Source organism: Hymenobacter sp. HSC-4F20, assembly GCF_019599275.1.
Taxonomy (GTDB): domain Bacteria; phylum Bacteroidota; class Bacteroidia; order Cytophagales; family Hymenobacteraceae; genus Hymenobacter.
The window spans coordinates 545,019-558,024 of sequence record NZ_JAHZTD010000002.1; the positions used below are offsets into that span (position 1 = coordinate 545,019).

At 58.4% G+C, this 13,006-nt stretch carries 11 protein-coding genes; 2 read left to right on the forward strand and 9 right to left on the reverse strand.

The genetic code is table 11. The annotated features are described in order from the left end of the window. Nucleotides 1–44: 44 nt before the first annotated feature. The 6 genes from K3G63_RS12045 to K3G63_RS12070 form a co-directional block, all read right to left on the reverse strand. Nucleotides 45–473 carry a heavy-metal-associated domain-containing protein gene (locus tag K3G63_RS12045; protein ID WP_220614373.1) on the reverse strand — a complete coding sequence of 143 codons (429 nt, stop codon included), beginning with the start codon at nucleotides 471–473 and terminating at the stop codon, nucleotides 45–47. A gap of 47 nt (nucleotides 474–520) precedes the next feature. Further along, entirely contained in the window at nucleotides 521–967 is a 447-nt protein-coding gene (locus K3G63_RS12050; RefSeq protein WP_220614374.1) for a CHRD domain-containing protein, read from the reverse strand. Nucleotides 968–1,010: 43 nt separating this feature from the next. Beyond that, nucleotides 1,011–1,934 carry a DUF5777 family beta-barrel protein gene (locus K3G63_RS12055; RefSeq protein WP_220614375.1) on the reverse strand — a complete coding sequence of 308 codons (924 nt, stop codon included), beginning with the start codon at nucleotides 1,932–1,934 and terminating at the stop codon, nucleotides 1,011–1,013. A 67-nt stretch (nucleotides 1,935–2,001) separates the two neighbouring features. Then, nucleotides 2,002–2,595: a YceI family protein gene (locus K3G63_RS12060; protein WP_220614376.1), complete on the reverse strand. Its 594-nt coding sequence runs from the start codon at nucleotides 2,593–2,595 to the stop codon at nucleotides 2,002–2,004. A gap of 5 nt (nucleotides 2,596–2,600) precedes the next feature. Next, nucleotides 2,601–2,972: a hypothetical protein gene (locus K3G63_RS12065; protein WP_220614377.1), complete on the reverse strand. Its 372-nt coding sequence runs from the start codon at nucleotides 2,970–2,972 to the stop codon at nucleotides 2,601–2,603. A 733-nt stretch (nucleotides 2,973–3,705) separates the two neighbouring features. After that, nucleotides 3,706–4,575, reverse strand: a complete 870-nt coding sequence (locus K3G63_RS12070) for a murein L,D-transpeptidase catalytic domain family protein (RefSeq protein WP_220614378.1) — start codon at nucleotides 4,573–4,575, stop codon at nucleotides 3,706–3,708. 418 nt (nucleotides 4,576–4,993) lie between these two features. Between K3G63_RS12070 and hscA the strand changes: the two genes are divergently transcribed. Next, entirely contained in the window at nucleotides 4,994–6,853 is a 1,860-nt protein-coding gene (gene hscA, locus K3G63_RS12075) for a Fe-S protein assembly chaperone HscA (RefSeq protein WP_220614379.1), read from the forward strand. 212 nt (nucleotides 6,854–7,065) lie between these two features. Further along, nucleotides 7,066–8,274: an anhydro-N-acetylmuramic acid kinase gene (locus tag K3G63_RS12080; protein ID WP_310794583.1), complete on the forward strand. Its 1,209-nt coding sequence runs from the start codon at nucleotides 7,066–7,068 to the stop codon at nucleotides 8,272–8,274. 73 nt (nucleotides 8,275–8,347) lie between these two features. Here the strand turns inward: K3G63_RS12080 and K3G63_RS12085 are convergent, their stop codons facing one another. The 3 genes from K3G63_RS12085 to K3G63_RS12095 form a co-directional block, all read right to left on the reverse strand. Next, nucleotides 8,348–8,800: a hypothetical protein gene (locus tag K3G63_RS12085; protein ID WP_220614380.1), complete on the reverse strand. Its 453-nt coding sequence runs from the start codon at nucleotides 8,798–8,800 to the stop codon at nucleotides 8,348–8,350. A gap of 36 nt (nucleotides 8,801–8,836) precedes the next feature. Next, complete coding sequence (locus K3G63_RS12090; protein WP_220614381.1) at nucleotides 8,837–9,157, reverse strand: septum formation initiator family protein; 321 nt, start codon at nucleotides 9,155–9,157, stop codon at nucleotides 8,837–8,839. Nucleotides 9,158–9,284: 127 nt separating this feature from the next. Further along, nucleotides 9,285–12,944, reverse strand: a complete 3,660-nt coding sequence (locus K3G63_RS12095) for a CARDB domain-containing protein (RefSeq protein ID WP_220614382.1) — start codon at nucleotides 12,942–12,944, stop codon at nucleotides 9,285–9,287. Between the last annotated feature and the right edge of the window lie 62 nt (nucleotides 12,945–13,006).

Consider the following 13,006-nt stretch of genomic DNA (forward strand, 5'->3'; position numbering starts at 1 on the left):
TAGCCGGCAAGCAGTGGGCTTCCGGCTATTAGGGGAGTAGTAGCTTATACCGAAATGAACAGGCGCCGCAGATTCAGAGCAAACCGAATTCGGTCTAGGGTTTCGAGGTAGCTGGCCGGCACCGGGCACTGCCGGCCCGTGGACGCGGCGGGCGCTAGCTGCGGCCGGGTTATGCGGAAAGTACCGCCCACAGACAGCACCCGCTCAATGTCGGCTTCCGCAATGTCCTCCTCGTGGAATAGCACCGTAGCTACCTGCGTGCGGCTGTTAATAACGCAGGCGGCCACGCCTGGCACAGCGGCCAGTTGCCGCTGCACTGTGGCTGCTTCGGCCGGCACTGCCAGGCCTTCTACCTGCACCTGCAGGAAGCGCACAGGCCGCGCGTAATTGTGTAAGCTGGGGTCTTCCCAACTCGCCCATCCCAACACCACTACCACCAAAAAGCCAAAGTATAGCCAGCGTCTACGGGTCACGTTGTGAGCTACTTGCGTGAAGTACTTATTAGTAATGAGCCAGCCGGCTATTTAACCGACACTTTCCCCCGAATTTCGCCGCCCGGGTAGGCCGTCGTGTGCAGGTTCACGTAGGTCTGGCCGCCCAGCAGCAGCGCCGCATCAGCCTCCGAAAGTGTGGAGCTGCCGGTAATAGGGGAAGCCACGTTGGGAAACGCCACAAACGGGTCGCCGTTGGTGCCAGCGGCGCCCCGGTGAATATGCCCCATGGTAGGCGTAATACCCTGGTACGTAACCGTGTAGCTTAACACCCGGGTAGCCTTGTTATAGCTGCCGGTCATCGTGCCCGAAGCTGTGGAGCTGTTGGGCCCTACCTCCTGCTTGCCATCCAGGCTGGCCGCAAGCTGCACCACATCCGTGGCCGGGGCAGTGGTCGTGTCGTCGTCTTTCTTACAGGCTATGGTAGCGCAGGAGCCGGCCAGGAGCAGGAAGAGGGCAGTAGTTTTTAGGTTCATAACCGAAAAGAGGTGGGGAAACGGTAAGTGAAGAGGAGGCGGGCTACTTGCGGAAGCCTTCTTTCGGTCGGATGGTGAAATTCCGGTTCACGTTGAAGCCGAAGTAGATGTCGCCGTTGAAGAAGTTGCCGCGGGTGTTGGCCACAAAGTGGTTCTCAATCATGCCCTGGGAATTGGTCACGTGCAGCTGGAAAATGTGCCCGCCCGTTTCAATATCGAAGCCCAGTGCCAGCGAATTGCGCACCCCAGTGGGCATGGTGCGTGGTACCAGATAGTAGTACTCCGCGTTAATGGACGTGCGCTTGGTCAGCTTCTGCCGGCCCCCTATCCCCAGGGCGTACACGTCGTTGGCCTGCGTATTGTCGGTGACCAGGTTGCGGTGCACCAGCGTGGGCATCAGCTGTAGCGAAAGGTTGGGCGAAAACTTGCGCGCAATTAGAGCCTGGTAGGAGTAGGTCAGGCGGCGTGGCACCGTATACCAGCTCCGGTCGTCGCGGAGCATGTTCATGGCCGCGCTGCCGAACAAGGTCACGCTCACCGGCATTACCCGGCTGCCCGTTGTCTGGCGGATAGCGCGGTACTTCACAAAGCCGTCCAGGGTTTTCTCAATGGAACTGCGCCCGATGCCTACCTCCAGCTTATCGGTGAGGGCGTATTCCAGGCCCAGGCGGATTTCGGCCTGATCGAGGCCAAAGAAGTTATAGGCCCCGCTATTGAGCGTGCCGAAGCGGTGCGAAATTAGAAAGACCAGGGTGCCCTGGCCCGGGGTTTCCACCGTGTGCCCGTTGATGAGACGCGTGCTCTTGAAGGTAGCCGCCACAGGCTCGGGCGTGGCGGTAGCAGGCTTCTGGCTTTCCAGTTGCCCCAACAGGTCGTCCTGGGCCCAGGCCGGTCCGGCCCAGGTAGTGAGCAGTAGCAGCAGGAAAGAGGCCCAACGGCCCCGGTTATGCGTAAAGGTTGATTTCATAGAAAAAAGCAAAATCGGTACTAGCAGCTCACGGGAGCCTCACCCATTAACTGCGCCTAACAAGAACTTATTTAGCGGTAAGCTGAGAAACAGCATCACAGGAGAGTACTACTTTGACCCCCACAATCTTGGCAATGTTTTCACGCACGAGGAGCGGAATTTCAATGCCGTAATCGGCTGGCGCCACGCTGAAATAGGCATTCACCATCAGCACGCCCTTTTGCTGCTCCAGGGCTCCGGTCACAGTCATATGCTTGGTTACGCCGTGAATGGTCAGGTCGCCCTCCACGGACACCCGCTGGGACTGGCCCTTGGCCAGCGCATCGGCATCCAAATCCAGCACCTTCCCTTTGAAGGTAGACTTCGGGAAGCGGTCCGACTCCATGTAGTTTTCGTTGAAGTGCTCCTGCATGAGGGTGCGCTTGAACTGAAACGACTTGATAGGAATGCTGAATGCTATCTGCTGGGTTTGCAAATCAACCAGGGCGGCGGCCTGCTCCGTGTGCGCCTCAATATCTTCGAGGATGCTGCTGGAGAAAAAGCTCACGGTTCCTTTCTGGGTCATGTACTTGCCCTGGGCCTGCCCCGTGCTAATGCTGCCGCCGAAGAAAAGCAACAGGCTGCACACAGGCAGGCGGAGCGTATGAAGTAGACGTCGCATCCGGCTTAGTTGTTAGGAGCGCCCGCATCTACCCATTTCTGCAACAGCTCAATATCACAATCCGACAGCTTGTTGCCGCCCTGCGGCATCGGGTTGAAGCCCGGCAAATGCTTGACGTTTCCCATTAACTCCCCTGACCGGATGTACTTCTGAATCACGGAGAAATCCTGCAGATTGACGCTACCCGTGACTAGAACGGCGTTATGGCAGCTGCGGCAGTTGCGGTCCAGCAGAGGCGAAATGGAAAGCGTATAGGACACTACCTCCGGGGTAGTGCAGGGCACTTTGGGGCCTGCAATTTCATCCGCCTTATCGTAGGCGCAGCTGCCCAGCAGGAAAGCCAGTAGCGCGCATAAAAGAGTAGAGAGTTTGCTCATTGAAAAGTGGTAACAGAACTAGCTTGAAGTAGCAGCAGGCTATTCTAGCTTGTAGTTCCTGGGTAAGGTGTGTTCCGTGGGTAGAAGCCCTACCGGGTGGTGGGGAAGCAAATAGTATAGGGTAGAGCGAAAACGCCCGTATGTCTTCCCTGGTGGCCGTCAGTGCATGACGGTAGTCCTAAAAAGCACCGGGTTGCCCATTGCGTTGTTTCATACTGGGAAGAAAGCTGCTGTATCTTCCTTTTCGTGCATCACATAGCATCCGCGTATTCCGCCTATCGTATTAGTCTTTATATCAGATTATTATTACCCATTACTCGAATAATAATGGCTAATTCCAAGCAGACGTGCTGTGCATGTTTTGCCTAAATTGGGAATAGGTTCCCGTTTTGGCTTTCAAATCTACGCATACATCCGCCCGTCGGCTTTACTACATATCATACTTTTAGGTGAACTATAGAAATCACCCGTTGAAGTAGAAGTATACCCCGGCTAAACACGATAATTTTATTTATTTAATTATTATAATAATTAATATAACCATTGCATAAGCACGATTATAACTTCCTATTTATAAGATATTTACGTATATTCATACCCGGTTTTTGCACTAGTGCAAGCTGCTTCTGGCAGCTATGCGAATAAGAAATACCCTATTCTTCACTTAAATGCTCCAACCACCTTACCAGTAGGGGTATACCCTTGTTGCGGGGCGTAGTACTGGTGCGCTTGGCTAGTTCCAGCCATGAGAGGTCAGCTGCTGCGCCGCCGCCCTGGCATTGCACCATGCTGACTCTACAGTAGGGCCGCTGAGGTAGAGGCAGCTTCCTTCGCTTAGGGTGCGAATGATAGCGCGATACTGCTCAGGCGGCAGGGCCGGGCAGCCCCGGCTGTAGCCAGCCTGCCCGTGGCGCGCTACGTACTGCGAACTAACATAGTCAGCGGCATGGAGCACTACGTAGCGGCGGAGCGCATTATCGTTCAGGCCTGCATCGAGGCCCCGGAGCCGGCGCGAGAGGCCGTGCTTGCCCTGGTACGTATCCTGGGTCCGGTAAAATCCCCCGGCAGTGCAGGCCGATTTCAGCACGTTGGAAAAGCGCTGCGCCCGTAGGTGCCCCGATCCGCGCCCGTGCGCTACCCGGCTGTGGTGTAACACCTGCCCGGCGCGTAAGTCCAGCACCCACAGGCGCGGCGTGGAGGAAGGTAAGTCCATATCGGCCACGGCCAGAATGCCGGGCTGGCTGACGCGGCCCGCTTGGCGCAGGGCCAGGTACCCCACGCACGCCCGCTCCAGCACTTCCAGGCGCAAATCAGCCGCCGCTGGCCCTAACTGCCGGTGCAGGTCCCGCACCCGCTGGCGCACGCCATCCGATACCCCCGCCACGGCTGCTACCGGCGTCGGGCGCAAGGAGTCCAGCACGTCGGCTTGCTTGTTTACGGTCAGCTCTGTAGAGGACAAGTCCGTTGCCACGGGGTAGCGCACTGTCGCTACCTCCCCTACGGATGACTGGCAGCCTGCTAGCCCTGCGCTAAGCGCAGTAAGTAGCATGCCGGATAACCAGCCCCGGCGTGGCAGACGGGCGGCAGAGGAGAACAGCTTCATAGAGTAGCACCTGAATAGCTGCCGAAAAATCCGCATTTCTGCCGCCAGATCCAAGCTGCTCTTGAACTAGCCCTGGCTGCAAAGTGGCAGGCAGGTAGTTATCATGCCGATGGGGAGTAAAAACTATAGGGGAGCCATCCGAAGCCTGCTCTAGTTTCCTCACTCCCCTCGGAATGACAATTCAGCCAGCTCAAAATGCCGCTGCCAGCCACCGCCCAGGCCATGCAGTCTCCTGGGGCAGCTACTGGCAGCCGCTATGTTCGGCGGTAACTGGGTCCGGCTCCGGGCGCTACCGGCCGGCTCCTGCTTTCCGCATTTTTGTTCCGTACTTTTGTGCCTTTCCGGGCGCGAGCCGGTTACATAGGTCGCACCCCACGTTTTCGAACTTCTCGGCGCGCTGCGGCGCGCCTTCTCGCGTATGGCCAAAGTTGCAATCAACCTTTCCACTGGAAGTATTCAGCAGGAAGAAATTATCGTCGGTATTGACCTGGGCACCACCAACTCGCTGGTAGCTTACATCCACCCCGACGGCCGCCGGCCCGTCGCCATCAACGACCAGGGACGCGGCACCATTGTGCCCTCCGTAGTGCACTTTCCCGGCGGGGGCGAGGCCCCTATTGTTGGGACGGATGCCAAGGACTACCTGCTCACTGACCCGCAGAACACTATTTACTCGGTGAAGCGCCTGCTGGGCAAGTCGTACCAGGATTTGGGCCAGCACGCCCAGGACCTGGGCTACAAAGTAATTGACGACAACTCCGAAGGTCTGGTGAAAATCCGGGTGGGCGAGAAGTTCTACTCGCCCATTGAGCTATCGGCCGAGATTCTGAAGGAATTGCGTATACGCGCCGAGCACGCCCTGAAAACGCCCGTGAACAAGGCCGTTATTACGGTACCGGCCTACTTCAACGACTCCCAGCGCCAGGCCACCCGCGACGCCGGCCGTCTGGCCGGCCTGGAGGTGCTGCGCATTGTAAACGAGCCCACTGCTGCGGCCCTGGCCTATGGAATTGGCCTCTCGCCCGACGAGGAAAAGACGGTGGCCGTGTACGATTTGGGTGGCGGCACCTTCGACGTGAGCATTCTGCGGATTCAGCAGGGTATTTTTGAGGTACTCAGCACCAACGGCGACACCTACCTGGGTGGCGACGACCTGGACCGGACCATTTATGAGTACTGGACGGGGCAATATCAGCTGGCGACCGTACTGTTTCAAAACCCGGCCGCCCAGCAGCAGCTGCGCCTGCTGGCCGAGGAAGCCAAGCGCCACCTCAGCACCCACGAGTCCTTTGCCGCCGACTTCGCCGGTACCACCCTACCCCTAACCAAAGCTACCTTCAACGAGCTGATTCAGCCCCTGGTGGAGCGGACCATTGCTTCCTGCCGCCAGGCCCTGGCCGATGCCAAGCTGACGCCCGCCGACCTAAATGCGGTGTTGCTGGTGGGCGGCTCTACCCGGGTGCCACTGGTGTACGAATCGGTGTCAGCTTTCTTTCAGCAGCCAGCCAACAATTCACTTAACCCCGATGAGGTAGTAGCCCTGGGTGCCGCCATCCAGGCCGATATTTTGGGGGGCAACCGCCGCGACGTACTTCTGCTGGACGTAACGCCCCTGACGCTGGGCATTGAAACCCTGGGCGGGCTTATGGACCCCATCATTCCGCGTAACTCCAAAATCCCGACCAAGGCCGGGCGCCAGTACACTACCTCCGTGGATGGGCAGGTAAACCTGAAGATTTCCGTGTATCAGGGCGAGCGGGACTTGGTGCAGGAAAACCGCAAGCTAGCCGAATTTGACCTGCGCGGCATTCCCGCCATGCCCGCCGGTCTGCCTAAAGTCGATGTCAACTTTATTCTGAACGCCGACGGGATTCTGAAAGTGGAAGCCATTGAGTTGCGCTCTAACACCCGGCAGGCCGTTGAAATTAAGCCCCAGTACGGCCTGACCGACGCGCAGGTGGAGCAAATGCTTCTGGACTCGCTTACCCACGCCCGCGAAGACGTAGCAGCCCGCATGGTGATTGAAGCCCGTACCGTAGCCGAGCAAATGCTGTATCAGGTGGAGCGGTTCGTGGCGAAAAACGGCCAGCATCTTACCGAGGCCGAAATCAGCCAGACCACCACCGGCGTAGGCGAGTTGAAAGCAGCCCTGACCACCCAGGACAAAGACACCATTCTGAAAGCCGTAGATGAGCTGGAAGAGCTGACCCGACCTTTTGCTGAGCGGGTGATGAACATTTCCATCAATCAGGCCATGGCCGGTAAGAAAATAGAGTAGCCCTAAGAATACCCTACCTACCCTTGCAAGGCCCAACTTTCCCAGCGGTTCCTGTTACCACATCCCCTACTGCTAAGCAGTGGGGGATTTTTGCATATTTACAGCCCTGAAATGCACTTCGCTACCCTGCCGGAAAGTATTAAAGAGCACAAAAAATGTTTCACCTTTCTCTGCTCCTCAGCAACAAGTAGTAAACGGCACAAAATAACGCTGTGAATCCGCATCTTGCTCGCCTGTATTCTCTTGCTCAACAACCCAGTCGCCGCATTATTGGCCTGATGTCAGGTACTTCGCTGGACGGGTTGGATGTGGCCTTGTGCCGGCTGCATGGCCACGGGGCTGGCACGCACCTAGAGTTGGAGCAGTTCACTACCGTACCCTACTCGGAGCAGGTACGCCAGCGCATCCGGCAAGTATTTGCCCAGGAGCAGGTAAGCCTGGAGTACCTGACGCTGCTGCACGCTTGGCTGGCCGAAGAACACGCTGCTATGGTACTGGCCTGCCTGCAACAGTGGCAACTTTCCCCGACTGCCATTGATTTACTCGCCAGTCACGGCCAAACGGTGTTTCATGCCCCCTGGCATCAGCACCAGCACCCAGAGTTTGCCCTGAACGCTACGCTGCAACTCGGCGACGGGGACCACCTAGCCGTGCGCACCGGCATTATCACCCTCAGCGACTTTCGGCAGAAGCACGTGGCGGCGGGCGGCGAAGGAGCCCCGCTAGCCGCTTACGGCGACTATCTGCTGCTGAGCAGTCCGATGGAAGAGCGGTTGCTGCTCAACGTGGGCGGCATTGCCAACTTCACTTACCTCCCCCGCGCCGGGGAAGCCGCCAGTGCAGCTTTCAGCACTGACACCGGACCCGGCAATACCCTGCTGGACGCTACCATTCGGGCCTGGCGGCCAGACCTAGCCTACGACGAAGATGGCCGTTTAGCCGCGGCGGGGCGCGTGCAGGAAAATCTGTTGCAGGAGCTACTCGCCCACCCGTTCTTCGCAGCTCCCTTGCCTAAAACTACTGGCCCCGAGCTTTTTAGCCCAGCTTACGTGCGACAGGCCCAGGAGCGCAGCGCCACGCTTGAAATCGGCCTGGAGAATCTGCTGGCTACCCTGACTGAGTTCAGCGCCGCTGGAGTAGCCCGGTCGGTTACGCAGGCATTTGGTCCGCGGCCTACGCTGGCCGTGTACACCAGCGGTGGCGGCGCGCACAACCCAGTGCTACAGGCGGCCTTGCAGCGGCAGTTGCCGGGCTGCCACTTCGCCACCACGGCTGCCCTGGGCATGCTTCCCGACGCCAAAGAAGCCATTTTGTTTGCCGTGCTAGCCAACGAGGCCGTAGCCGGCCAGCCCGTAAGCATTGGGGCCGGCCGGCAGCGGGTCCCGGCCGTGAGCATGGGCAAAATCTCGTTGCCCGGTTAAATAGGGGCTACCGCTAGGACCCTGCTCTTCCTGTGGTAGGCGCTCAGGCTACTTATCGGCTACTTATCATCGGCTACTTGACGGGACCAGACAAGGGAATGAGCCCGAAGCCCTGCACTTGCCGGGCCGTAGAGTCGCGGAAGGTAACATCAAGCTGGAAGCGCGGACGGGGCCCCAGCGTGTCGGCCCGGAAGGAAAAGCCCACGAACGGCTCGGGTGTTTCGGAGCCGCGTAGCCGGTAGCCCAGCTTGTACAAGCTGATAGCCTTGCCGTAGCGCCCAGCCTGGGCCTGAAAGGGCTGCAAAGCAACCTGAAACTGCTGTTTGGATAGGTGCTGGCGCACCTCGGGCGCCAACCACCCATAAGCTGTTTCCCACTCGCCGCCCACTACGGCTAGCAGGAACCGCCGCGCGACCTGCACCTGGGAGGGAGCTGCCTGGGCTGTAGCGGCCCGGCCCGAAAAACATAGTACCCCGGCCAGCAGCCCCCAAGCTCCCAGCAGCCACCCTACTCGACTTTTCTTCATGGTTGCTCGCAGGCAAGTACCGGGCCACAGGCCTTCCTATTCTTCCTCTTTCGCCTGGGGTACTAACACGAATACATCTTCGCCGGGGCGCTTCATGATGTACTTCTCGCGGGCAAATTTTTCCAGCAACTCCGGGCTGCTGAGCAGCTCGGCGCGGTCTTTTTTCACTTTGTCTATTTCCCGCAGGTAGTACTCCTTGTCGTTCTGTAGCTCCTGCCACTTAGCGTACATATCGTACTGTTTCATGAAGTCGTTGGCATCGAAGAGGAACATCCACACCAAAAAGCTCAAGCCCGCCAGAAAATAAAAGCTGCGGAGAAAGCGCGGCACCCGGTCGAGAATATCAGAAAAGCGCATACCTCAAATATACTGAACAAACTCCTACCCTTACGCTCTACCGGAAGGTCCCTAAGCAAAACGCCCACCCGATGATAACGGGTGGGCGTTCTTAGCTAACGGTCTAGGTCAGCCCAGGGCTGCCGTATTACTCAATCACCACGCGGCGGGTAGCGTGCAGGCCGGCCCCGCTAATGCGTAGCAAGTACACGCCCCGGCTCAGCGAGCGGGTATCGAAAGTTACTGGTGCCAGGGAGCCGGACAGAGTCACGTCGCGCCGGGCTACTTCCTGGCCGACGGAATTTACCAACGTGGCCTGAGCGGTTTTGCCATTCGGCGCACCCGTGAGCTTCACCCGCAACTGTGCCTCGGCGCCAACCGGGTTAGGATACACCTGCAAGGTGAAGCCCTGCAGTTGCTCGTCGCGGTTGCCTTGCACTACGGTTACACTCAGCGCCACGGAGGCAACATTGTTGGTTTCCACAGCCTCGGTAACAGCGGCGGCGTGGTCGGCCACGAAGAGCACCTGATAGTTGCCCGCCGGTACAGTGCCCGGAATCAGCACCAGCGCCAACGACGGCGTAGCGCTACCGGCCGCCATAGTGCCTGCGGCCGCCGTACCCAGCAACAGGTCGTTGCTGCTCAGAACATTATCGGAAGAGAGGTAGTAGCCGGTGGTGCTGGCAGCGGCCGCAGCCGAGCCCTGATTGGCCAACAGACAGCTGACACCCAGATTGTTACCCGCCACAATGCTACTGGCTTGCAGAGCCGGCTGCAGAATTGTTAAGTCGGGCCGCGGAGACCCTATGCTCAGCACAGAGCTGGTTACGTTGTTGGTTTCGTTGGTTTCCGCTACCGCGTTTTGCGGGTCTACTACGTGCAGGACGTAGTACTGCCCAACCGCGGTGTTAGCGGGTATAGTAGCCGACAGGCCGCGGGTGGCACTCTGGCCCCCACTGATAGCTACCCCGCCCGTAGACCCCAGCGACACGTCATTGGAGCTGAACGCGTTGTCCGTAGACAGGTAGTATCCCACTGCGCTGCTGCCCGCGGTGCCGGTACCCGTGTTACTTACTAGAGTGCTCAGCACCACCGTACCACCCGCGGTAGCAGCAGTTGGCGTTGCGCTCGGCTGCGAGGGTACCAAGTCAACCGGCCCGGTAGTGCCGCCCACGCACGAAATGGCGGCCTCGAAGCCATCCGTAGTATAGCTACCGTCGCTGTAGAAAGACAGGGTCAGAGCGCCGGTAGGGTTGATAGCAGTGTTAGAGGCGATAACCGTACCGGGGTAGCTATTGTAGTAGCCCAGAACCGGGGAACTGGTGTTCGGTCCATCGTAGATAATAAGCCGGTCGCAGCAGGTTTCTACGTTGAGGTAGCTAAATGCCAGCTGCACGCGCCCGCCTACGGTCCCAGGGTTGATGGTCAGCGTCCCGTTGGAGTAGTCGGCGTAGTTGCCAGTGCCGCCGTTGTCGTACACGGTACCGCTGCAGGTAGTAACGGTATTGCTTCCTGATTGTGGGACCAGAATGCCGTTGAAAGGTGCCGTTACCGTCAGGGTAGTGGCCGCTACGTTGTTGGTTTCGTTGGTTTCCGCCACTGCGTTTTGGTGGTCAGCCACGAACAGCACGTAGTAGGTACCAGCGGTGGTAGCCGACGGAACAGTAATCAGGGCAGAGCGGTTGCCGTAGTCATTGGCCGACAGATATCCTCCAATGGAGGAGCCCAGCAGCACATCATTCGTGCTCAGGGTGGCATCCGTCGAGAGGTAAAAGCCTACGCTGCTGCTAGCCGCGGCCGTTGTACCCTGGTTGGTAATATTGGAGTAGGCGGAGAGAGAGGAGTTAGGCGCCGCGACGAGGCGCGACAAGGAGTTTTGGCTTACTACCAAATCGACGCCGGCCTGCACTACCCGCAACTGAACCGAGGCCACATTATTGGTTTCATTGGTTTCCGACACCTGATCCAGGTAGTCGGCCGCGAACAGCACGTAGTAAGTTCCCACGGCCGTACCATTGGGCACCGTCAGGGAAGCATAGCGGCTGCCGGAAGTAGTACCGCTCAAGTTGCCGCCGGGCGAATTGCCCAGCAGTACGTCACTGGCATCCAGTACGGTGTTGGTAGATAGGTAGTAGCCCACCGTAGACGAGGCTGCCGGTGCATTTCCGGTGTTGGAGATATAGCTGCTAGCCGTAAAGGTGTTACCCGTGGCGGCGCTGCTCACGTTCAGGTAAGGCTGCTGAATACTTAGGTCGATGGTAGGCAACACCACCTGCAAGGCAACGGCGCGCACGTTGTTGGCCTCGTTGGTTTCCGACACTGTATTCTGGTAATCGGCCACAAACAGCACGTAGTAGGTGCCCGAGGTTAGCGGACTAGGCAGGGTAAAAGAGCCGTAGGTGTAGTAGCTCTGAGCTTCGTTCAGGCTGGGAATCTGGTTGGTTGTGAGCTGCACATCGTTGGCGCTGAACGTTGCATCCGTCGACAGATATACGCCCTGACCCGAAACCGGCGCAGCCGTATTGCCCTGGTTATATACGTACGAGCTATAGTTGATAAAAGAGCCGGCCAGGGCAGTGGTCTGGCTTAGCTGAGCTTGCGAAACGGTCAGGTCCAGGCTCGGAGGTACCACCGACAGGGCCACGGCCGTCACGTTGTTAGTTTCGTTGCTTTCCGCGACAATACTCTGGTAATCGGCAACAAACAAGATGTAGTAGTTGCCCGGGTTCGTATTGGCAGGCAGATTAGTGGATATACTACGGTAGTCGGAGTACCCAGCGGTCAGCTGCCCCCCGAAGGCCGAAGTCAGCAGCTGGTCAGAGGCATCCAGGGTGCTATTGCTGGACAGATAGAACCCAACGCTGCTGTTAAGGGCCGTAGAGTTTCCCTGGTTGCGGATAGAGCAGGAAAGCCGCAACACGCTGCTGGGCGTAGTGGTGGTAGTGCCCACGGAAGGCTGCTGAATTAGCAGGTCAATTGAGGGCGGCAGGATGTTCAGCGACACGGCGGCCAGGTTGTTGGCCTCGTTGGTTTCCGACACTGTATTCTGGTAATCGGCCACGAACAGCACGTAGTAGGTGCCGGGAGCGGTAGTGCTGGGCAAGGTCGCCGACGCTGCCCGGTACCCACTCTGGCTGGCTCCCAGTTGTCCGCCCGGAGAGCTGGTCAGCAGCAAGTCGGCGGCGTCCAGCGTAGCGTTGGTGGAAAGATAATAGCCTACCGTGCTGCTGGAAGCCACTGCTGCGGCTAGGTTATACACCGCGCAGCTGAGCTGCAAATTCCCTCCCGCTACCGCCGCCAAAGGCTGCACCGACGCCGATTGAACTGCCAAGTCAGCCTGCGGAACGCTGGTCACGCAGGATACGTCGGCGGCAAATCCGCTGTACTGCCCGGAACCGTCGCTGGTGAAGCGCACGGTTAGGGAGCCGTTGCTGGAAGTAGCATACACGGTGCCAGGGTTGTAATCATAGGTCCCGATAACGGGCGAGGCCGTGGTAGGCCCGTCGTAAATCGTGAGCCGGTCGTAGCTGGTTTCCAGCGAGAGGTAGGAAAAGCTCAGCTGGATTTTGTTTCCCGCTATGCCCGGTGTCAGGGTCACGGTACCATTGGCATAGGCCGAGTATGCGCCGTTGGCTCCCCCGTCGTCGTACAGCGTGCCGCTACACGTAGTAAACGTAGCGGCGCCGTTAGCTGGCATTATGTAGGTCTGAGCTGCTGCTGCCTGGGTCCACCACAGCAGTATCAGGGTAAGCAGAGCACCGGGCCGGCAACGCAGGCGTTGTCGGAAAAAAGAATAGAGTTGTTGCATAGAGTGAGGAAATGAAAAAACAAAAGCCTGCTCGGGCTCATCCTAAGGAATGAAACCGGCAG

Bases quoted from the DNA above. Each gene is read 5' to 3' on its own strand.
- K3G63_RS12065 (WP_220614377.1), bottom strand. From the start codon at position 2,972: ATGAGCAAACTCTCTACTCTTTTATGCGCGCTACTGGCTTTCCTGCTG.
- K3G63_RS12055 (WP_220614375.1), bottom strand. From the start codon at position 1,934: ATGAAATCAACCTTTACGCATAACCGGGGCCGTTGGGCCTCTTTCCTG.
- K3G63_RS12085 (WP_220614380.1), bottom strand. From the start codon at position 8,800: ATGAAGAAAAGTCGAGTAGGGTGGCTGCTGGGAGCTTGGGGGCTGCTG.
- K3G63_RS12050 (WP_220614374.1), bottom strand. From the start codon at position 967: ATGAACCTAAAAACTACTGCCCTCTTCCTGCTCCTGGCCGGCTCCTGC.
- K3G63_RS12060 (WP_220614376.1), bottom strand. From the start codon at position 2,595: ATGCGACGTCTACTTCATACGCTCCGCCTGCCTGTGTGCAGCCTGTTG.
- K3G63_RS12070 (WP_220614378.1), bottom strand. From the start codon at position 4,575: ATGAAGCTGTTCTCCTCTGCCGCCCGTCTGCCACGCCGGGGCTGGTTA.
- K3G63_RS12095 (WP_220614382.1), bottom strand. From the start codon at position 12,944: ATGCAACAACTCTATTCTTTTTTCCGACAACGCCTGCGTTGCCGGCCC.
- K3G63_RS12090 (WP_220614381.1), bottom strand. From the start codon at position 9,157: ATGCGCTTTTCTGATATTCTCGACCGGGTGCCGCGCTTTCTCCGCAGC.
- hscA (WP_220614379.1), top strand. From the start codon at position 4,994: ATGGCCAAAGTTGCAATCAACCTTTCCACTGGAAGTATTCAGCAGGAA.